This is a genomic window from Streptomyces sp. NBC_00353 (assembly GCF_036108815.1).
Lineage (GTDB): Bacteria > Actinomycetota > Actinomycetes > Streptomycetales > Streptomycetaceae > Streptomyces.
Genome location: NZ_CP107985.1, coordinates 6775222 through 6795315, shown reverse-complemented (window position 1 = coordinate 6795315; position 20094 = coordinate 6775222). Strand labels below are relative to the sequence as shown.

At 69.7% G+C, this 20094-nt stretch carries 18 protein-coding genes; 8 read left to right on the top strand and 10 right to left on the bottom strand.

All coding sequences use genetic code 11. The features are described 5' to 3' along the window. Window positions 1-25: 25 nt before the first annotated feature. From OHA88_RS30560 to dusB, 3 genes are all read right to left on the bottom strand, one after another. Window positions 26-1135, bottom strand: a complete 1110-nt coding sequence (locus tag OHA88_RS30560; RefSeq protein WP_328627868.1) for an ArsR/SmtB family transcription factor — start codon at window positions 1133-1135, stop codon at window positions 26-28. Window positions 1136-1739: 604 nt separating this feature from the next. Continuing rightward, window positions 1740-4478, bottom strand: coding sequence for a pyruvate, phosphate dikinase (ppdK, locus tag OHA88_RS30555; RefSeq protein ID WP_443044309.1), 2739 nt, complete (start codon window positions 4476-4478; stop codon window positions 1740-1742). A 624-nt stretch (window positions 4479-5102) separates the two neighbouring features. Next, entirely contained in the window at window positions 5103-6251 is a 1149-nt protein-coding gene (dusB, locus tag OHA88_RS30550; RefSeq protein ID WP_267005281.1) for a tRNA dihydrouridine synthase DusB, read from the bottom strand. A gap of 161 nt (window positions 6252-6412) precedes the next feature. On the opposite strand from dusB, the gene OHA88_RS30545 reads away from it, so the two are divergent. Continuing rightward, window positions 6413-7915 (top strand): MFS transporter, encoded by a 1503-nt coding sequence (locus OHA88_RS30545; protein ID WP_328627867.1) that lies wholly within the window; start codon window positions 6413-6415, stop codon window positions 7913-7915. Here OHA88_RS30545 and OHA88_RS30540 read toward each other — a convergent pair. Next, window positions 7888-8796, bottom strand: a complete 909-nt coding sequence (locus tag OHA88_RS30540) for an MmyB family transcriptional regulator (protein ID WP_443044308.1) — start codon at window positions 8794-8796, stop codon at window positions 7888-7890. The genes OHA88_RS30545 and OHA88_RS30540 overlap by 28 nt on opposite strands. Window positions 8797-8897: 101 nt before the next feature. On the opposite strand from OHA88_RS30540, the gene OHA88_RS30535 reads away from it, so the two are divergent. Further along, entirely contained in the window at window positions 8898-10367 is a 1470-nt protein-coding gene (locus OHA88_RS30535; RefSeq protein WP_383933475.1) for an MFS transporter, read from the top strand. Window positions 10368-10463: 96 nt separating this feature from the next. Here the strand turns inward: OHA88_RS30535 and OHA88_RS30530 are convergent, their stop codons facing one another. Next, window positions 10464-10682, bottom strand: a complete 219-nt coding sequence (locus tag OHA88_RS30530) for a DUF6243 family protein (protein WP_267005278.1) — start codon at window positions 10680-10682, stop codon at window positions 10464-10466. A 281-nt stretch (window positions 10683-10963) separates the two neighbouring features. On the opposite strand from OHA88_RS30530, the gene OHA88_RS30525 reads away from it, so the two are divergent. Further along, window positions 10964-11971, top strand: a complete 1008-nt coding sequence (locus OHA88_RS30525) for an aldo/keto reductase (protein WP_328627866.1) — start codon at window positions 10964-10966, stop codon at window positions 11969-11971. An 80-nt stretch (window positions 11972-12051) separates the two neighbouring features. Then, window positions 12052-12636, top strand: coding sequence for a TetR family transcriptional regulator (locus OHA88_RS30520; RefSeq protein WP_328627865.1), 585 nt, complete (start codon window positions 12052-12054; stop codon window positions 12634-12636). A gap of 54 nt (window positions 12637-12690) precedes the next feature. On the opposite strand, the gene OHA88_RS30515 is transcribed toward OHA88_RS30520, so the two are convergent. Further along, window positions 12691-12894 (bottom strand): hypothetical protein, encoded by a 204-nt coding sequence (locus OHA88_RS30515; RefSeq protein WP_267005275.1) that lies wholly within the window; start codon window positions 12892-12894, stop codon window positions 12691-12693. Between the two features lie 100 nt (window positions 12895-12994). Further along, complete coding sequence (locus OHA88_RS30510; protein WP_267005274.1) at window positions 12995-14377, bottom strand: glycine--tRNA ligase; 1383 nt, start codon at window positions 14375-14377, stop codon at window positions 12995-12997. Window positions 14378-14532: 155 nt separating this feature from the next. On the opposite strand from OHA88_RS30510, the gene OHA88_RS30505 reads away from it, so the two are divergent. The 4 genes from OHA88_RS30505 (at window position 14533) to OHA88_RS30490 (ending at window position 17724) form a co-directional block, all read left to right on the top strand. Then, window positions 14533-15486: a metal ABC transporter substrate-binding protein gene (locus OHA88_RS30505; RefSeq protein WP_328627864.1), complete on the top strand. Its 954-nt coding sequence runs from the start codon at window positions 14533-14535 to the stop codon at window positions 15484-15486. Between the two features lie 38 nt (window positions 15487-15524). Further along, entirely contained in the window at window positions 15525-16307 is a 783-nt protein-coding gene (locus OHA88_RS30500) for a metal ABC transporter ATP-binding protein (protein WP_328627863.1), read from the top strand. Continuing rightward, a complete protein-coding gene (locus OHA88_RS30495; RefSeq protein WP_328629828.1) occupies window positions 16304-17218 on the top strand; it encodes a metal ABC transporter permease in 915 nt (304 codons plus the stop codon). Before OHA88_RS30500 ends, OHA88_RS30495 begins: the two co-directional genes overlap by 4 nt. A 65-nt stretch (window positions 17219-17283) precedes the next feature. Beyond that, window positions 17284-17724 (top strand): Fur family transcriptional regulator, encoded by a 441-nt coding sequence (locus OHA88_RS30490; RefSeq protein WP_030921032.1) that lies wholly within the window; start codon window positions 17284-17286, stop codon window positions 17722-17724. 81 nt (window positions 17725-17805) lie between these two features. Here the strand turns inward: OHA88_RS30490 and OHA88_RS30485 are convergent, their stop codons facing one another. Genes OHA88_RS30485 through recO form a run of 3 tightly spaced genes read right to left on the bottom strand, consistent with a single transcriptional unit; the run spans window position 17806 to window position 19993 of the window. Then, entirely contained in the window at window positions 17806-18336 is a 531-nt protein-coding gene (locus OHA88_RS30485) for a YcxB family protein (protein WP_328627862.1), read from the bottom strand. A gap of 42 nt (window positions 18337-18378) precedes the next feature. After that, on the bottom strand, window positions 18379-19206 hold the full coding sequence (locus OHA88_RS30480; protein WP_030921038.1) for an isoprenyl transferase: 828 nt from the start codon (window positions 19204-19206) through the stop codon (window positions 18379-18381). Between the two features lie 40 nt (window positions 19207-19246). Then, the gene (recO, locus tag OHA88_RS30475; protein WP_328627861.1) at window positions 19247-19993 is read right to left on the bottom strand and encodes a DNA repair protein RecO; all 747 of its coding nucleotides are present in this window, start codon (window positions 19991-19993) and stop codon (window positions 19247-19249) included. Window positions 19994-20094 lie beyond the last annotated feature (101 nt).

The following is a 20094-nucleotide window of genomic DNA, read 5'->3' as shown; positions in this document are numbered from 1 at the left end:
CCCCCGAGCCGTCCGCTCCCACCTGTCATGGGAGCGCGAGCGGTGCGCCTCCCCTGAGGAGCGAGCCGCCCAGCGGGGTGAGCGTGTGCAGGACCGAGCTGCCGTGCCGCAGGGTGCGTACCAGCCCCGCCTCGCGCAACACGCACGCATGCTGACTGGCCGAGGCGAGGGACACCCCGGCCCGGCGGGCGAGCTCGCTGGTCGTGCAGCCCGTGCCGATGGCCTGGAGGACCGTCGACCGGGTGTTGCCCAGGAGCCTGCCGAGCCAGGGGCCCGGGCCGGGCTCGGCGAAGACCGGGGCGGCGGAGTGGGTGACCGGGTACACGAGGACGGGTGTGAGCTTCGAGTTGCGGTAGACGACCGGGGTGGAGCGGCAGAAGAACGACGGCTGGAGCAGTAACCCCCGGCCGTCCAGGTGCAGTTCACGGTCGACGGGATAGTCCGCCTCCAGCACCGGGGCCCGCCAGCGGATCATGGACGGGAGGGAGGCGAGGAGTTCGTCGGCGCCGCCGTCGAGGAGGGCGCGGCCGCGGACGGCCCGGTCGGCCTCGATGCTGGCCTGGATGTGCGGCCAGTACGGCTCGACGGCGGCGCGGTGGTAGCCGCGCAGGGCGGTGATGAGCCGCCCGAGAGGTTCGGTCCGCCCTTCGGAGAGCGCGTCCAGCCGGACGGGCGGCACCGGCCGTCCGTCCCCCGGCCGCCCGCCCGCGGGCCGTACGCCGCCGGACCGCACCCCGCGCCCGGAGCCGTGCCCGCCGCCGTGCCGGCCGCCCAGCGACAACGGCCGTCCGGGCTCACGGCAGTCGGCGCGCAGCAGGCCCAGTTCGGCGTGGAGCCGCTCGGCCGGGGTGTCGCGCAGCGCCTCCATTCCGGCATCGAAGCCGTGCGGCTCACTGCCTTCCCGGGAGGGCGTCAGAAAGTCCGGGAAATAGCCGCGGGGTGGCACGAGGGCTGCGAGCAGGCGTGTCTCACCATTCAGCCGGGGCCGGGTTTCCGTGCGCCATTTCCCGAACACCGTGGAAGCGCGCCGGTCCCTCAGCCGGTGAAAACTCAGAATGGTTTCCCACAATGCGTCCGGCCGTGTGGCCATCCGCACCTTGGAAAGGTCCATCCCGGACACATGGATACGCAGCACCGAACCCCCACCTGTTGCATCCGCAATTACCCCCGCTCAAGGGTATGCGCACCGTCACAGGACGTCACCACGGGGTTTCGGCCAGAGGTGAAACGTCTCGCCGAACCCCACCGTCACCGGAAAAGCTGTACGACGTCGGGCACGAACCTGAGCCGACCGTAAGAGCGAGTGAAGGCCGTGGGGGGTTTTGCTCGTTCGGCGGCGGTCGGCGGACGGTGCGGCTCCGTGTCCGACGGGGGTAAGCCGGGTGCGGCCCATGGGTGGGGATCCATGGGCCGCACCCCGGTCCGTTCACCGTCTATATCTTTGCGTATTGAACGATGCAATGGGCCGATGGGCGAACGGCGAACACCGAAAGCGCTTGCGCCTTTTTCCTTTGTGCGAGGCCGGATGCCCCATTCACCCACGGCCACTCACGACCGACCGTTTCCACACACCGTCCGGCCTACGGAACCCGGCACCCGCCCTGGCGGCTGCCGGACATGACGAAGCGGCGGCACCCCCGCACAGGGTGCCGCCGCTTCCGGGTTGTCCGGGGCTGTCGTCGAGTCGGTGAGGGTCCGGGTGAGCCGACGACAGCCCTGGAGTCCGGGGTGGATTCAGGTCAGCGGCTGTCGCTGCCCTTCGACTCCGCGGCAGCCCTGCCCGCCTCCAGACGCGCGACCGGGATCCGGAACGGCGAGCAGGAGACGTAGTCGAGGCCCACCTCGTGGAAGAAGTGCACCGACTCCGGGTCGCCGCCGTGCTCGCCGCAGACGCCGAGCTTGAGGTCCGGGCGGGTGGCCCGGCCGGCCGCGACCGCGCTGCGGACCAGGGAGCCCACACCGTCCTTGTCGATCGTCTCGAACGGCGACACCCCGAAGATGCCCTTCTCCAGGTACGCGGTGAAGAACGAGGCCTCCACGTCGTCCCGGGAGAAGCCCCACACGGTCTGGGTCAGGTCGTTCGTACCGAAGGAGAAGAACTGTGCGGCCTCGGCGATCTGACCGGCGGTCAGCGCGGCGCGCGGCAGCTCGATCATCGTGCCGATGGTCAGCTTCAGCGCGGTGCCGGTGGCCGCCTCGACCTCGGCGATGACCTGGTCGGCCTCCTCGCGGACGATCTCCAGCTCCTGGACCGTGCCGACGAGCGGAATCATGATCTCGGCGCGCGGGTCGCCCTTGGCGTTCTTGCGGTGTGCGGCCGCCTCCGCGATCGCCCGGACCTGCATCGCGAACAGGCCGGGGATGACCAGACCGAGTCGTACGCCGCGCAGACCGAGCATCGGGTTCTGCTCGTGCAGCTTGTGCACGGCCTGCAGGAGACGCAGGTCGTTCTCGTTGGCGTCCTTGCGGGACTCGGCGAGCGCGACGCGTACCGACAGCTCGGTGATGTCCGGGAGGAACTCGTGCAACGGCGGGTCGAGCAGCCGTACGGTGACGGGCAGTCCGTCCATCGACTCGAACAGCTCGATGAAGTCGGCCTTCTGCAGCGGAAGCAGCTCGGCAAGCGCGGTCTCGCGCTCCTCGTCCGTGTCCGCGAGGATCAGCTTCTCGACCATCTCGCGGCGCTCGCCGAGGAACATGTGCTCGGTGCGGCACAGGCCGATGCCCTGGGCGCCGAAGCGGCGGGCCCGCAGAGCGTCCTCGGCGTTGTCGGCGTTGGCCCGCACCCGCAGCCTGCGGACGCGGTCGGCGTACGCCATGATCCGGTGCACGGCGGCGACCAGTTCGTCGGCGTCGTCGGCGCCCGCGTGCATCCGGCCCTCGAAGTACTCGACGACCGGGGACGGGACGACGGGGACCTCACCGAGGTACACCTTGCCGGTGGAGCCGTCCACGGAGACGATGTCGCCCTCCTCGACGACGGTCCCGCCGACGGTCAGCCGACGACGCTTGGTGTCGACCTCGATCTCCTCGGCGCCGCAGACACACGTCTTGCCCATACCGCGGGCGACGACGGCGGCGTGCGAGGTCTTGCCGCCGCGGGAGGTCAGGATGCCCTCGGCGGCGATCATGCCGTCGAGGTCGTCGGGGTTGGTCTCCCGGCGGATCAGGATGACCTTCTCGCCGGAGCGGGACCACTTGACGGCGGTGTACGAGTCGAAGACCGCCTTGCCGACCGCGGCGCCCGGAGACGCGGCGATGCCACGGCCGAGCAGCTGCGTCTTGGCGTCCTCGTCGAAGCGCGGGAACATCAGCTGCGCCAGCTGCGCCCCGGTCACCCGCTGCAGCGCCTCGGCCTCGTCGATGAGCCCCTGGTCGACCAGCTGTGTGGCGATCCGGAAGGCGGCACCGGCCGTGCGCTTGCCGACCCGGGTCTGGAGCATCCACAGCTGGCCGCGCTCGATGGTGAACTCGATGTCGCACAGGTCCTTGTAGTGCGTCTCGAGCGTCTTCATGATCTGCATCAGCTGGTCGTACGACTTCTTGTCGATCGACTCGAGCTCGGCGAGCGGGACGGTGTTGCGGATACCGGCGACGACGTCCTCGCCCTGCGCGTTCTGCAGGTAGTCGCCGTACACGCCGGCGTGGCCGCTGGCCGGGTCGCGGGTGAACGCGACCCCCGTACCGGAGTCCGGGCCGAGGTTGCCGAAGACCATGGAACAGACGTTGACGGCCGTGCCGAGGTCGCCGGGGATGCGCTCCTGGCGGCGGTAGAGCTTGGCCCGGTCGGTGTTCCACGAGTCGAAGACGGCCTTTATGGCCAGGTCCATCTGCTCGCGCGGGTCCTGCGGGAAGTCGCGTCCGGCGTCCCGCGTGACGATCTTCTTGAACTGCTTGACCAGCTTCTTCAGGTCGGCCGCATCGAGATCCACGTCGACGGTGACGCCCTTGGCCTGCTTCGCGGCCTCCAGCGCCTCCTCGAAGAGGTCGCCCTCGACGCCGAGGACGGTCTTGCCGAACATCTGGATGAGGCGGCGGTACGAGTCCCACGCGAACCGCTCGTCGCCGGCCTGGGCGGCGAGGCCGACGACGGACGCGTCGGAGAGGCCGATGTTGAGAACCGTGTCCATCATGCCGGGCATCGAGAACTTCGCGCCGGAGCGGACGGAGACCAGCAGCGGGTCGTCGGCCTGGCCGAGCTTCTTGCCCATCTGCTTCTCGAGGGCGTCGAGGTGCGCACTGACCTCGTCGCGCAGCGCCCTCGGCTCCTCGCCGCTGTCGAGGTAGACCTTGCACGCCTCGGTGGTGATGGTGAAGCCCGGAGGGACGGGCAGCCCGAGGTTGGTCATCTCGGCGAGGTTGGCGCCCTTCCCGCCGAGCAGGTCCTTCAGATCCTTGTTGCCCTCGGTGAAGTCATAAACGAACTTCTGACCCTGGAGCTCCGGGGTGGATACGTGGGGATCTTTGTTTTCCGACACGGGTCTCGACTCCTCGAGGACGCGGGTGGCTGCCCTGACGGCCAGGAACATACCCAGATCGAAGGTGCCTGGGTACGTCCACTTGCGCGTCATGCGGCCTTAACCACTCGTCCGCCAGCAGATCGAAAGTTGCGTACGGTTCCGCCTCCCGGACACGGCCGTTCGACTCTTGAACTCATAATCACCCAGAGCGTTGGAGATGGCAGATATTCGGCACGCTGGGTAGTGGATGCATCGATCGATCAAAGTAAAGTCGGATGGCACCGAGTGCCATCATTTGAGAAATGCAGTCCCCAAAATCCCGCTCATCTGAGCAATGATGACCTCAGGGGTGGCGAGAATCACGCTGCACCAGGCGCTCAGATGTCATCATCCGGACACCCCGAGAGCTACGTATGGTCACAGGACGACCGCACAGGGCGAGGGAAATGGGAGCAGGGCGCCTCGATCGCCCGGCGCGGCACCTCACGCCGCCCGGTTCGCCTCCAACCCGCACCCGATCTGCGCTCAGATGAGCAGACGCGAGGCAAGGGCACCCGGTGCCTGATGCCGGAGATACGAAAGGGCCCCGCGGGGGTGGAGTGACACCCTCCGCAGGGCCCTGTCCGAACCGGAGCCGTCGCCTCAGCCGCCCGACGTGTCGAGCTCCGCCTCCGCGCTCACGCCCGAGCAGTCGTAGGGGTCCTTCAGCCAGCCGTCCGGCAGCACCACACGGTTGTTGCCCGAGGTGCGCCCGCGCGGCCCGTCGGCCCCGTCCGGCCACGCCTGGTCCAGGTCGAGCTCGTGCAACTGCGCACCCAGCTCGTCCAGCGACGAGGTGACCGCGAGCTTCTTGCGCATCTCGGAGCCGACCGAGAAGCCCTTGAGGTACCAGGCCACGTGCTTACGGAAGTCGATCACGCCACGGGTCTCGTCGCCGATCCACTCCCCCAGCAGCGTCGCGTGCCGCACCATGACGGTGGCGACCTCCCGCAGCGTCGGCGCCTGCCGCGTCTGCGTACCCTCGAAGGCGCTCACCAGGTCGCCGAAGAGCCACGGGCGCCCCAGGCAGCCACGGCCCACGACCACGCCGTCGCAGCCGGTCTCGCGCATCATCCGGCGGGCGTCGTCCGCGCACCAGATGTCGCCGTTGCCGAGGACGGGGATCTCCGGGACGTGCTCCTTGAGGCGGGCGATCGCGTCCCAGTCGGCGGTACCGCCGTAGTGCTGAGCGGCGGTCCTGCCGTGCAGCGCGACGGCCGTGACGCCCTCCTCCACCGCTATCCGGCCCGCGTCGAGGTAGGTGAGGTGGTCGTCGTTGATGCCCTTGCGCATCTTGATGGTGACCGGCAGGTCACCCGCATTGGAGACCGCCTGGTTCAGGATCGCGCGCAGCAGGGGCCGCTTGAACGGGAGCGCCGAGCCACCGCCCTTGCGGGTCACCTTGGGGACCGGGCAGCCGAAGTTCAGGTCGATGTGGTCGGCGAGGTTCTCGTCGACGATCATGCGGACGGCCTTGCCGACCGTGACCGGGTCCACTCCGTACAGCTGGATCGAGCGCGGGGTCTCGCTCGCGTCGAAGTGGATGAGCTGCATGGTCTTCTCGTTGCGCTCGACCAGCGCCCGCGTCGTGATCATCTCGCTGACGAACAGTCCCTTGCCGCCGGAGAACTCCCGGCACAGGGTGCGGAACGGCGCGTTGGTGATACCGGCCATGGGTGCGAGCACCACCGGCGGCTGCACGGTGTGCGGGCCGATCCGGAGCAGCGGGAGCGAGGGGGCGAGCGTGGTCATTGCTCCATTGTCGCGTACGACAGAAGCAGCTTCGGCAGGCACCGCGGAACGGGGGACGGGTGCCGCAGTCCGTACCGGCGATGGCGCCGGACAGACATACCAGGGGCGCCGGTCGGGGCCTTCCGGCGGCGACAGTCGTTAGTTAACCGTACTATCTATGTATGCCTGAGCTCACCCACCGCCGACGGCAGTTGGTTCTGGCGATCTGCTGCATGAGTCTGCTGATCGTCAGTCTCGACAACACCGTCCTCAATGTCGCTCTGCCCTCCATGCAGCGGGAGCTCCATGCGACCGTCGCCGGCATGCAGTGGACGATCGACGCCTACACGCTCGTCCTCGCCTCGCTGCTGATGCTGGCGGGCTCCACCGCCGACCGGATCGGACGGGCGAAGGTCTTCAAGATCGGGCTCGTGCTCTTCACCCTCGGCTCGGTGCTCTGCTCCGTCGCTCCGAACCTGGAGTCGCTGGTCGCGTTCCGGATGGTGCAGGCGGTCGGCGGCTCGATGCTCAACCCCGTCGCGATGTCGATCATCACCAACACCTTCACCGACCCGCGCGAGCGCGCCCGCGCCATCGGTGTGTGGGGCGGTGTCGTCGGCATCTCCATGGCGGCCGGACCGGTGGTCGGCGGCCTGCTGGTGGACTCGGTCGGCTGGCGGTCGATCTTCTGGATCAATCTGCCGGTCGGTCTCGCCGCGCTGCTGCTCACCTGGCGGTACGTCCCCGAGTCCCGCGCCCCGAAGCCGCGCCGCCCCGACCCCGTGGGACAGCTGCTGGTGATCGCACTGCTCGGTTCACTGACCTACGCGATCATCGAGGCGCCCTCGGCCGGCTGGGCCTCGCCGCAGATCCTGGGCTTCGCGGCGCTCGCCGCGTGCGCCCTGATCGGACTCCTGCTGTACGAGCCCAGGCGCGCCGAGCCCCTCATCGACCTGCGGTTCTTCCGCAGCGCCCCGTTCAGCGGCGCCACCGCCATCGCGGTCTGCGCCTTCGCCGCCCTGAGCGGCTTCCTCTTCCTGAACACGCTGTACCTGCAGAACGTGCGCGGTCTGAGCGCCCTGCACGCCGGTCTGTACATGCTTCCGATGGCCGCTCTCACCTTTGTCTGCGCCCCGCTGTCGGGGCGGCTCGTCGGCAGCCGGGGGCCCCGGCTCTCGCTGCTCGTGGCGGGTGCGGCCATGACGGCGTGCGGGCTGATGTTCGCGGCGTTCGACGCGGAGACGCAGAACGTGCTGCTGTTCACGGGCTATGTGCTGTTCGGTCTCGGCTTCGGCATGGTGAATGCGCCGATCACCAACACCGCCGTCTCCGGGATGCCGCGCTCTCAGGCGGGCGTGGCGGCGGCGGTCGCCTCGACCAGCCGGCAGATCGGCGGCACGCTGGGCGTCGCCGTGATCGGCGCGGTGCTGGCGGCGGGGGTGGCGGGTAGCGGTTCCCCGCGCGGCGCCGGGTATGCCACCGCCTTCGTGGACGCGAGCAAGCCCGCCTGGTGGATCATCACCGGATGCGGTCTGGCCGTCCTGCTGGTGGGGGCGCTGACCAGTGGGCGGTGGGCCCGCGAGACGGCGCAGCGCACGGCCGGACGGCTGGAGGCCCCGGCCGGGGCCGAGACCGGGTCCGGGGCCGGGTACGGAGGTCAGACTTCGGTGAGCGCCAAAGCGTGAAGGCGCTCGAGCCGCTCCCGGGACTCCTCGTCGGCGGGGACGTACGTCACCATGCGCGGACCGGTCGACGGGCCGAGCCAGAGGTCGGTGTGGTCCAGGCGCACCAGTCCGACCTGGGCGTTGCGGAAGAGCTTGGTCCGGCCGCCGGGGCCGACGACCTCGTGGCGCGCCCAGATCTCCCGGAACTCCGGTGAGGCCGTCTCCAGTCGCTGGACCAGGGCCTTCCAGGCGGGCTCGGCGAGATGCTCGGCCATCGAGGCGCGGAACTTGGCGGCCATCACCCGGTTCATCTCAGGGAGGTCGACGACGGACGCGCGCCAGTTCTCGTCGGTGTACGACAACAGCATGCAGTTGCGGTTCTCGGGGGCGACGGCGTCCAGGTCGCAGAGCAGCCGCCCGTAGGTCTTGTTGTAGGCGAGGATGTCGTACCGGCTGTTCTGCACACAGGCCGGGATCGGGTCCAGCTGCCACAGCATCTCGCGCAGCGCCGGGGTGACGCTCGGGCACTCCGTACCCGGGGCGGGGTCGACGGCGCCCGCCAGGGAGAAGAGATGGGTGCGCTCGCTCCGGTCGAGCAGCAGGGCGCGGGCGAGGGCGTCCAGGACCTGGGGCGAGACCTGGATGTCACGTGCCTGTTCGAGCCATGTGTACCAGGTGACGCCGACGGCCGAGAGCTGGGCGACCTCCTCGCGGCGCAGCCCGGGGGTGCGCCTGCGGCGGCCGCGCGGCAGACCCACCTGCTCGGGGGTGATGCGCTCGCGCCGGCTGCGCAGGAAGCCCGCGAGTTCATGCCGCCGGACCTCTGTCTCCGGCGGCTCGGCCGAACCGGCCGACCCGGGACCGTGGGGCAGCTGCTGCGCTTCGGTCACCATCGTCGTCATGCTCCCAGCGTGCCGAACGCCCCGGCCCTGTGCCAGGTGCCGTTTGTACCAGGATAAAGACACTCTGGTACCAGGCTGCGATTCGGGCGATCGTCGATGCCGTGAGTGAATCCACCGCACGGACGCAGACATCCGCCCTCACCACCCGTGTGGTGCGGCACGACCATCCCACCCCGGTACTCGGCACGCTCGGACTGTTCACCGTGCTGATCGGTGCGGCCCTGCCGCTCATCGACTTCTTCATCGTCAACGTCGCCCTGCCGACGATCGACAAGGATCTGGCCGCGGGCCCCGCACTGCTCGAACTGGTCGTCGCGGGCTACGGACTCGCGTACGCCGTCCTGCTCGTCCTCGGCGGCCGGCTCGGCGACATGGCAGGGCGGCGCCGGCTCTTCCTCACCGGCATGGCGGCCTTCGCACTCACCTCACTGGCCTGCGGGCTCGCCCCGGATGCCTGGACGCTCGTCGGGGCACGGGTGGCGCAGGGCGCCTCGGCGGCGCTGATGCTGCCGCAGGTGCTCGCCACCATCCAGGCCGCCACCTCCGGACACCGGCGGGCGCGTGCGATGAGCCTCTACGGGGCGACGGCCGGGCTCTCGATGGTCGCCGGCCAGATCCTCGGCGGCGTACTGGTCGCCGCCGCTCCGCTGTCGTCGGTGTTCGGCGAGAGCGCGGGCTGGCGGTCGGTCTTCCTGGTGAACGTGCCGGTGGCAGCGGTGGGGCTGGTCCTGGCCGCCCGTGCGGTGCCGGAGACACGCTCGGACCGGCCCGCGCCCATCGACGTACCGGGGACGCTGCTGCTCGCCGTTTCACTGGTGACGCTGCTGGCGCCACTGACGGAGGGACGGGCCGCGGGCTGGCCGGTGTGGACCTGGATCTCCCTCGCGCTGTTCCCGATCGCCGCGGCCGCCTTCTACCGCGTCGAACAGCGGGCCGACCGGCGCGGACAGATCCCGCTGATCCCGCCGAGCCTGCTGCGGCTCGATTCGCTGCGGCGCGGTCTGGCGCTGGTGCTGCCGTTCTCGCTCGGCTTCGGCGGCTTCATGTTCGTCATCGCGGTGGCGCTGCAGCAGGGCCTGAAGCTGGGTCCGGCCGCTGCCGGACTGGCATTGGCACCGATGGCGGTGGCCTTCTTCGCGGCCTCGCTGGCCGGTCCGCGGCTGGTACGGCGGTTCGGCAGCCGGGTCGTGACGGCGGGCGGGCTGATCCAGGGCGCGGGTGTCACGGTGCTCGCGCTCACTGTGTGGCTCGGCTGGCCCGACCTGGGGCTCCCGGCCCTGCTGCCGGGCGTGGCGATCGCCGGTCTCGGCCAGGGGCTGCAACTGCCGGTCCTGTTCCGCATCGTGCTCTCCGACGTACCGGCCGAGCGGGCCGGGGTGGGCGGCGGAGTGATGACGACGACGCAGCAGGCCGCGCTGGCACTGGGTGTGGCGACGCTCGGGACGCTGTTCCTCGCCCTGGTCCCCGGATCGGGCATGCGGGACGCGCTGATCGTGGCGCTGCTGGTGCAGCTGGCGGCGGTGGCGCTGACGACGCTGCTGAGCCTGCGGCTGCCGCGCGTGGTGGCGTGAGTGCGGGGGACGGACGCGGCACGGTTCAGGTACGAAGGTGGGCCCGGATCACTCGATGTGATCCGGGCCCACCGTCGTACGGATGATGAGAAGGCGTCAGCTCTGCGCCTGCCGGTCCTGCTCCGAGGAGTCGTCCGACTGTGCGGACCCGGCGGACTGCGCGCGCTCACGCATCTTGCGCAGCAGCTCCTGCTTCTGGTCGGCCGCCGTCTTGCGGTCGGCGTCGCGCGCGGTGCCCGCGCCCTGCTGTTCGGCGCGGGACAGCTTCTTGCGCTGTCCGCCGACGCCGAGAAGGTTGTTGCGGCTCTTGGCCACGGGGTTCTCCCGTTCGTGGTGAGTCGTGAGGTCGTGAGCGACCTGGGATCGATCCGATGGGCGGCGGGCGGAGAGATTCCGGGCCCGCCGCGCTCTCACTCGTAGATCTGGAAGAACGAAGACATACGGGAACGGTACCCCGGCCGCACCGGGCCCAGCACCAGCTTTTCGGGCCGTCCGGGTGGAGCGCCACGACGATGGACTGACAGATATTGAAATCTGTCATCCCTCATGCCACAGTTGTGTACGGCCCGCCCCCTTTTTCCCCACGGGAGTCCTTCATGACCACCACCCGCACGCTCGGCTCCACCGGCCCGCAGGTCTCCGCACTGGGACTCGGCTGCATGGGCATGTCCGCGCTGTACGGCGAGAGCGACCGCGCCGAGTCGATCGCCACCATCCATGCCGCGCTCGACGCGGGCATCACCCTGCTGGACACCGGAGACTTCTACGGCATGGGTCACAACGAACTGCTGATCAACGAGGCGCTGCGCACCGCCCCCGGCGCCGCTCGCGAGCAGGCGCTGACCAGCGTGAAGTTCGGCGCGCTGCGCACGGTCGAAGGCGCCTTCACGGGGTACGACGGCCGCCCTGCCGCCGTGAAGAACTTCGCCGCGTATTCGCTCCAGCGGCTCGGCACCGACCACATCGACATCTACCGGATCGCCCGTGTCGATCCCGACGTGCCGGTCGAGGAGACCATCGGTGCCATTGCCGAGCTGGTCGAGGCCGGCCATGTCCGCCACATCGGCCTGTCCGAGGTCGGCGCGGACACGATCCGCCGGGCGGCGTCGGTGGCCCCGATCTCCGATCTGCAGATCGAGTACTCGCTGATCTCCCGGTCCGTCGAGGACGCGATCCTGCCGGTCTGCCGCGAGCTGGGCATCGGCGTCACGGCATACGGGGTGCTGTCGCGCGGCCTGATCAGCGGGCACTTCAGCCGTGACCGCGAGCTGGCCCCCGGGGACTTCCGCGCGATGAGCCCCCGCTTCCAGGGCGGAAACCTCCAGCACAACCTCGATCTGGTCGATGCCCTGCGCAAGATCGCCGAGCAGAAGGGTGTCTCGGTCGCCCAGATCGCCATCGCCTGGGTGCTCGGCCGGGGTACGGACATCGTGCCGCTCGTCGGCGCCCGCCGCCGCGACCGGCTCACCGAGGCTCTCGGCGCCCTGGATGTCACGCTGGACGCCGCCGACCTCGCCGCGATCGAGGAGGCCGTCCCGGCAGGCGCGGCCGCCGGTGCGCGCTACCCGGAGAACCAGATGGCCCACCTCGACAGCGAGCGCTGAGCTCCGGGTACGGTCGTCGGGGTGCGGCCCCCGCCGGGCAGCTCCCCGACCGGCGCCCTCCGAAAGGCAGCACAGACACCATGCCGTCAGCCGACCCACTGACCCCCGAGCGCATTCTCGAGGCCACCGAGGACGTGCTGCGCCGCTACGGCCCCGCCAAGGCGACGGTGGTCGACGTGGCCCGCGCGCTCGGCGTCAGCCACGGCAGCGTCTACCGCCACTTCCGTACGAAGTCGGCGCTGCGCGAGGCGGTGACCGCTCGCTGGCTGACCCGGACCGAGGTGGCGCTCACGGAGATCATCAACACGTCGGCGGAGCCCGCCCCGGCGAAGCTGCAGCACTGGCTGACGGCGCTGTTCGAGGCCAAGCGCCACAAGGCCGGTGACGACCCCGAGCTGTTCGCGACCTACATCGTGCTGATCGGCGAGAGCACGGTCGTCGAGGCGCACATCCGCGAACTGGTCGGGCAGCTGCGGGAGATCGTCGAGGAGGGTGTGCGCAGCGGGGAGTTCGCGGTGGACGATCCGGCGGTCGCCGCTCAGGCGGTCTTCGACGCGACGGCGCGCTTCCACGACCCGGCGTACGCCGCCGAATGGCAGAACCCTGCCATCGGCGCCGAGTTCACCGCCGTCTCGGACCTGCTGCTGCGCGGCCTGCGCGCGTAACAGCGCTGTACACGGAGCCGGTCGCGGCAGGCCGCCGCCGGACAGCCGTCGGGGTCAGGCCGTCGGGTCGACCGTGGCCTGGTGGACCTCGGCGAGGTGTTCCTCGGCCTTGAGCCAGGGCAGGAACTGCACGCCCTTGCGCCAGTCGCAGGTGTCGCAGCTCAGCTGCCGCTGGATCCCCGACTTCCGCACATGGACGACATGTTCACGGCCGTGCTGATCCCATCTGCTGACCTTGCTGGTGGTCATGGACGGCATCCGAGCCTCCTGTTGACGCGTGGTCGCGTGTGCCCAGTGTGCAACGGAGCCCCCGGTTCCGTACAAGGAACCGGGGGCTTCGCCGTGGAACCGTGGTGCGTCAGCAGCCCAGCAGTCGGGCGCCGAGGTAGGCCTGGATCTGGTCCAGCGAGACGCGCTCCTGCTTCATGGTGTCGCGCTCGCGCACCGTCACCGCGTTGTCGTCGAGGGTGTCGAAGTCGACGGTGACGCAGAACGGCGTGCCGATCTCGTCCTGACGACGGTAGCGACGGCCGATGGCGCCCGCGTCGTCGAACTCGATGTTCCAGTTCTTCCGCAGGTCGGTGGCGAGGCCCTTGGCCTTCGGCGACAGCTGCGGGTTACGGGAGAGCGGCAGCACCGCGACCTTGACCGGCGCGAGGCGCGGGTCGAGGCGCATCACGGTGCGCTTCTCCATGACGCCCTTGGCGTTGGGCGCCTCGTCCTCGATGTAGGCGTCGAGGAGGAAGGCGAGCATCGAACGGCCGACACCGGCCGCCGGCTCGATGACGTACGGAGTCCAGCGCTCGCCGGCCTCCTGGTCGAAGAACGACAGGTCCGTGCCGGAAGCGGCGGAGTGGGCCTTGAGGTCGTAGTCCGTGCGGTTGGCGACGCCCTCCAGCTCGCCCCACTCGCTGCCGCCGAAGCGGAAGCGGTACTCGATGTCAGCGGTGCGCTTGGAGTAGTGGGAGAGCTTCTCCTTCGGGTGCTCGAACCACCGCATGTTCTCCTCGCGCAGGCCCAGGTCCGTGTACCAGTTCCAGCGCTGCTCCATCCAGTACTCCTGCCACTGCTCGTCCTCGCCCGGCTTGACGAAGAACTCCATCTCCATCTGCTCGAACTCGCGGGTGCGGAAGATGAAGTTGCCCGGAGTGATCTCGTTCCGGAAGGACTTGCCCATCTGCGCGATGCCGAACGGCGGCTTCTTGCGCGAGGTCTGCTGCACCTGACCGAAGTTGGTGAAGATGCCCTGCGCGGTCTCGGGGCGCAGGTAGGCGACCGAGCCGGAGTCCTGGGTCGGGCCGAGGTGCGTGGAGAGCAGACCCGAGAACTGCTTGGGCTCGGTGAAGGTGCCCTTGTTGCCGCAGTTCGGGCAGTTGAGGTCGGCGAGGCCGTTGACGGGCGGCTTGCCGTGCTTCTCCTCGTACGCCTCCTCCAGGTGGTCCGCGCGGAAGCGCTTGTGGCAGGAGGTGCACTCGGTCAGCGGGTCGGTGAACGTGGCGACGTGGCCGGAGGCGACCCACACCTCGGGGGCGAGGATGACCGACGAGTCGATACCGACCACGTCTTCGCGCGAAGTGACCATGTAGCGCCACCACTGGCGCTTGAGGTTCTCCTTGAGCTCAACGCCCAGCGGCCCGTAGTCCCAGGCGGCGCGCTGGCCGCCGTAGATCTCACTGCAGGGGTAAACGAAGCCACGGCGCTTGCTCAGGCTGACGATGGAGTCGATCTTGTCGGCGGCCACGGTGCTCTCTTCATTACGACGACGACGAACGGCGAATGCTTCAGATTACCGGCGGGCACGCCCCCTGGATCAAATCGGTGCGCGGACAGATGGTGAGCAGGGCCTCTCACCGAGCTTGTTGACAATCGTTTCCACTTTTGTTGAAAATGAGTGTCATGAACGTACGCCGCCTCATACCCACCGCCGCTGTCGCCGGGGCCGTCGCCCTCGGTCTCACCGCGCTCTCCGCCTGCTCCACCTCCGACGCCGCCGAGAGCAAGAACGGGGACAAGCTGGATGTGGTGGCCTCGTTCTATCCCATGCAGTTCCTGGCCGAGGAGATCGGCGGGACCCATGTCTCGGTCACCACGCTGACCAAGCCGGGCGTCGAGCCGCACGACCTGGAGCTCAGCCCGCGGCAGATCGGCGGGCTCGGCGACGCCGATTACATCCTGTACCTCAAGGGTATCCAGCCCGCCGTCGACGACGCGATCGCGCAGTCCGGGGTCAGGAACTCCGTGGACGCGGCAAAGCTCACCACGCTGGAGGACCACGGCACGGAGACCGGCGGCGACGAGCACGGCCATGCGCACGAGGGCGAGGGGGCCGGGGCCGACCCGCACATCTGGCTGGACCCGGTGAAGTACGCCGAGGTCGCCAAGGGGGTCGGAAAGTCCCTGGAGAAGGCCGACCCGAACCACGCCGCGGACTACCGCACCAACACGGACGCCCTGGTGAAGAAGCTCGACGCGCTGAACACGTCGTACAAGAAGGGCCTGAGCGACACCGCCACCAAGACGTTCATCACCACCCACTCCGCCTTCGGGTACCTCGCCGAGCGCTACGGGCTCGTCCAGGAGGGCATCGCCGGCATCGACCCCGAGGCCGAGCCGAGCCCCGCCCGGATCAAGGACATCCACTCCATCGCGGAGAAGAGCAACGCCACCACCGTCTTCTTCGAGACGCTCGCCAGCGACAGGACCGCGAAGACCGTCGCCAGGGACACCGGCCTGAAGACCGACGTCCTCGACCCCCTCGAGGGAATCACCGCCAAGTCCAAGGGCGATAACTACATCGAGGTCATGCAGTCCAACCTCGCCGCGCTCCAGAAGGCGCTCGGCGCGAAGTGACCCACGCAACACTCGCCACAGCAGTATCGGAGACGCTCATGCCCGAGCCCCGGAGCACCAAGCCCGACCCCGTGATCACCCTGCGCGGAGCCACGGCCACGCTCGGCGCGCGCCCCGTACTGCGCGGCATCGATCTCACCGTGCGCCGCGGTGAGGTCGCCGCCCTGCTCGGCGCCAACGGCTCCGGCAAGTCGACCGCCGTCCGGTCCGTCATCGGCCAGGTCCCGCTCACCAGCGGCTCGGTCGAGCTGTTCGGCACCCCGCTGCGCCGCTTCCGTAACTGGGCGCGGATCGGCTACGTACCGCAGCGCACGACGGCGGCGAGCGGCGTCCCTGCCACGATCCGCGAGGTCGTCTCCGCCGGGCGGCTGTCCCGTACGAAGCTGGGACTGCTGCGCAAGGCGGACCGGAACGCCGTCGACCGGGCCATCGAGCTCGTCGGCCTCGGCGACCGGGCCAAGGACTCGGTGAGCGCCCTCTCCGGCGGGCAGCACCAGCGCGTGCTCATCGCCCGCGCGCTCGCCGCCGAACCCGAGCTGCTGATCATGGACGAGCCGATGGCGGGCGTCGACCTGGCCAGCCAGGAGATCCTCGCCGAGACGCTGCGCGAGCAGGTCGCCACCGGCACCACCGTGCTGCTCGTGCTGCACGAACTGGGCCCGCTGGAGCCCCTCATCGACCGAGCGATCGTGCTGCGCGACGGCTGTGTGATGCACGACGGGCCACCCCCGAAGGCCCTGGGCCAGCACGCGCTGCCCGGCCACGACCACGTACACCCCCACGCGGCTTCCGAGCCCGCCCGGACGGGACTGCTGACCTGATGACGGAATTCCTCCAGCCCCCCTTCATGCAGCGGGCCCTGCTCGCCGCCGTACTCGTCGGCGTCATCGCCCCCGCCGTCGGGATCTACCTCGTCCAGCGCCGCCAGGCCCTGATGGGCGACGGAATCGGCCATATCGCGATGACCGGGGTCGGCCTCGGGTTCCTGCTCTCCACCAGCCCGGTCTGGATGGCCACGGCCGTCGCCGTCGTCGGCTCGGTCGTCATGGAGCTGGTCCGCTGGTACGGGCGTACGCGCGGCGACATCGCGCTGGCCATGCTGTTCTACGGAGGCATGGCGGGCGGTGTGTTGCTGATCAACCTCTCCGACACCGGCTCCAACGCCAACCTCACCTCGTACCTCTTCGGCTCGCTGTCCACGGTCTCGTCGGAGGACATCACCGCGATCTGTCTGCTGGCCGCCTTCGTGCTGCTGGTGACGCTGGGGCTGCGTCGCCAACTGTTCGCGGTCAGCCAGGACGAGGAGTTCGCGCGGGTCACCGGCCTGCCGGTGCGTGCACTGAATCTGCTGATCGCGGTCACGGCGGCGGTGACCGTCACCGTCGCGATGCGCGTCGTCGGTCTGCTGCTGGTCAGCGCGCTGATGGTGGTGCCGGTCGCGGCCGCGCAACAGATCTCGAAGTCCTTCAAGGTGACGTTCGTGCTGTCCGTCGTCATCGGTACGGCAGTGACCCTGGCCGGCACCGTGACCTCGTACTACCAGGACGTGCCGCCCGGCGCGACGATCGTGCTGCTGGCCATCGGCGTCTTCGTCGCCCTGACCCTGCTCGCCGCACCGCTGGCCGCACGGCGCGCCCGCCGCAGCGAAACGGCTACGGCGCAGTGCACCCTGGAAGGGAAGACTCCGGACGTACCGGCTGTCCGACCGGCCTCGGACGACGTCCGGGTTTGACCCCGGCACGCGGGCGGACTGGCACAATGGCCCGACACATGTACGGGCGACACGAGGAGGCACCTGTGGCGACGGCGCCGATCAGTGGAACGAACGCATCCCCGGTACGCGGCCGGTCGACCCGGCAGCGCGCCGCGGTGGCGGCGGCGCTCGACGAGGTGGACGAGTTCCGCAGCGCCCAGGAGCTGCACGATGTCCTCAAGCACCGCGGTGACTCGGTCGGGCTGACCACGGTCTACCGCACCCTGCAGTCCCTCGCCGACGCGGGCGAGGTGGACGTCCTGCGCACCACCGACGGCGAGTCCGTGTACCGGCGGTGCTCGACCGGGGAGCACCACCACCATCTGGTGTGCCGGGTCTGCGGCAAGGCCGTCGAGGTCGAGGGGCCGGCGGTGGAGCAGTGGGCGGCGACGATTGCCTCGCAGCACGGGTTCGTGAACGTGGCGCACACGGTGGAGGTCTTCGGTACGTGTGCGGAGTGCGCGGAGTGCCCGACGGCGGGGTGACCGCTTCCGGGGGCTCGGCCTCGCCTCCGGGCCTCCGCTCCGCAAGCGCCGGAGAGTCTGGACGGTGCCGGACTTCGACTGTCAGGCCTTTGTCAGGTGCCGGTCGAAGATCTCACGCAGGCGGTCCACGTCGGACGGGTCCTGGACGCCGCGCTTGGCCACCACGGTCAGGCCGACGGCGTTCCTGTCGTCGCTGAGCATCACGAAGAGATCTGCTGTCTCCAGGTACCGCGGCTGTGCCTGCCACCTGACGACCGTACTGGAGTTGTCGGTGTCGACGGTGACGCCGGACTCCTCGACCCGTACCCGGAACTCGCCCTGCCGCCCCACGAACCGGAACAGCTGGCGCGCCACCAGCCACGGGCTCAGGAGCAGCACCGGGCCGCAGAACAGCAGCGCCACCAGCAGCGGCACCGGGGCGTCGGTGCCACTCACCAGGGACAGTGCGATGGCCACGACGGCGCACCCCGTCGCGGCCACCCCCAGAATCCGCTGCCGCCGGCCCGCCGCACCGACCCGGTTGCGGGCGCGGAGCGCCGCCGAGTAGTCCTGCAGCACCGGCCGGTATCTCAGCTCGACCGCACCGTGCACGGTCCCCTGTTGCTCGCTCATGGCCCCTCCCGAGTATGAAGAGCCGTGATCCTACCGGCAGGGTCAGGCCGTCGGCTCCGCCGTTTCCGAACCCTCCACCGCGCCGCCGAAGCGCCGGTCGCGCTGGGCGTACTCCAGGCAGGCCCGCCACAGGTCGCGGCGGTCGAAGTCCGGCCACAGCACGTCCTGGAAGACCATCTCGGCGTACGCGCTCTGCCAGATCAGGTAGTTGGAGGTGCGCTGTTCACCGCTGGGACGCACGAAGAGGTCCACGTCCGGCATGTCCGGGTAGTAGATGTACTTCGCGAAGGTCTTCTCGTTGACCTTGGCCGGGTCCAGCTTTCCGGCCGCGACGTCCTCGGCGATGCGCTGCGCGGCGTCGGCGATCTCGGCCCGGCCGCCGTAGTTGACGCAGAAGTACAGCGTCATCTTGTCGTTGTCCTTCGTCTGCTCCTGGGCGACCTGGAGCTCCTGGACGACGGACTTCCACAGCTTCGGCATCCGGCCCACCCAGCGGATGCGGATGCCCAGTTCGTCCATCTCGTCGCGACGGCGGCGGATGACGTCCCGGTTGAAGTTCATCAGGAACTTCACTTCTTCCGGCGAACGCTTCCAGTTCTCGGTGGAGAAGGCGTACAGCGAGAGGTTCTTGACGCCCATCTCGATGCAGCCCTTGAGGACGTCCATGACGACGCCCTCGCCGACCTTGTGGCCCTCGGTGCGCGGGAGGCCCCGTTCCTTGGCCCAGCGGCCGTTGCCGTCCATCACGACGGCGACGTGCTTGGGCACCAGCTCGCCGGGGATCTTCGGGGGCGTGGCCCCGGAGGGGTGCGGCTCGGGGGTCTTGTATACGCGCCTGTTACGGCCACCGAGGATCCCGCGTACTGCCATGAGCTGTCTCGTCTCCCTGTGCCTGCTGTGCCGGTGTCGGTTACTTCTCTACGTAACGCAGCGAGCGCAGTCCGCGCTCCAGATGCCAGTGCAGATAGGCGGACACCAGCCCGCTCCCCTCCCTGACATGCCGCGCCTCGCACGCGTCGGCCGTCTCCCAGTCACCGGTGAGCAGCGCGCTCAGCAGGGCGACGGCCTCTGCTGAGGGTACGACGCTGCCGGGCACCCGGCAGTCGCCGCATATGGCGCCGCCCGCCGCGACGGAGAAGAATCGGTTCGGTCCGGACATTCCGCACTTCGCGCAGTCCTCGAAGCTGGGTGCGTAACCGTTGACGGCAAGGGAACGCAGCAGGAAGGCGTCGAGGATCAGGTTCGGCGCGTGTTCCCCCCGGGCGAGGGTGCGCAGTCCGCCGACGAGCAGCAGATACTGCTGGACCGCGGGCTCGCCCTCGTGGTCGGTGAAGCGCTCGGCGGTCTCCAGCATCGCGGTGCCCGCGGTGTACCGGGCGTAGTCGGTGACGATGCCGCCCCCGTACGGCGCGATCGTCTCGCTCTGGGTGCACAGCGGCAGACCGCGGCCGACCAGTTCGCTGCCGCGCGCGAAGAACTGCACGTCCACATGGGAGAACGGTTCGAGGCGGGCGCCGAACTTCGACTTCGTACGCCGCACACCGCGGGCGACGGCCCGCACCCGGCCGTGGCCGCGGGTCAGGATCGTGATGATCCGGTCGGCCTCGCCCAGTTTCTGCGTGCGCAGCACCACGCCGTCGTCCCGGAACAAGCTCATGCGTCCATTGTCCTGTACGCGCGCACCGGAGCGGGCCCGCCCCCGAAGACCGTACGGTTCGGCTTCCGCCGGCCGGTACCGCGTGCTGCGCCGCCCGGAAC

Bases quoted from the DNA above. Each gene is read 5' to 3' on its own strand.
- OHA88_RS30500 (WP_328627863.1), top strand. From the start codon at position 15,525: ATGCCCGAGCCCCGGAGCACCAAGCCCGACCCCGTGATCACCCTGCGC.
- OHA88_RS30525 (WP_328627866.1), top strand. From the start codon at position 10,964: ATGACCACCACCCGCACGCTCGGCTCCACCGGCCCGCAGGTCTCCGCA.
- OHA88_RS30515 (WP_267005275.1), bottom strand. From the start codon at position 12,894: ATGCCGTCCATGACCACCAGCAAGGTCAGCAGATGGGATCAGCACGGC.
- OHA88_RS30505 (WP_328627864.1), top strand. From the start codon at position 14,533: ATGAACGTACGCCGCCTCATACCCACCGCCGCTGTCGCCGGGGCCGTC.
- recO (WP_328627861.1), bottom strand. From the start codon at position 19,993: ATGAGCTTGTTCCGGGACGACGGCGTGGTGCTGCGCACGCAGAAACTG.
- OHA88_RS30520 (WP_328627865.1), top strand. From the start codon at position 12,052: ATGCCGTCAGCCGACCCACTGACCCCCGAGCGCATTCTCGAGGCCACC.
- OHA88_RS30485 (WP_328627862.1), bottom strand. From the start codon at position 18,336: ATGAGCGAGCAACAGGGGACCGTGCACGGTGCGGTCGAGCTGAGATAC.
- OHA88_RS30540 (WP_443044308.1), bottom strand. From the start codon at position 8,796: ATGACGACGATGGTGACCGAAGCGCAGCAGCTGCCCCACGGTCCCGGG.
- dusB (WP_267005281.1), bottom strand. From the start codon at position 6,251: ATGACCACGCTCGCCCCCTCGCTCCCGCTGCTCCGGATCGGCCCGCAC.
- OHA88_RS30480 (WP_030921038.1), bottom strand. From the start codon at position 19,206: ATGGCAGTACGCGGGATCCTCGGTGGCCGTAACAGGCGCGTATACAAG.
- OHA88_RS30545 (WP_328627867.1), top strand. From the start codon at position 6,413: ATGCCTGAGCTCACCCACCGCCGACGGCAGTTGGTTCTGGCGATCTGC.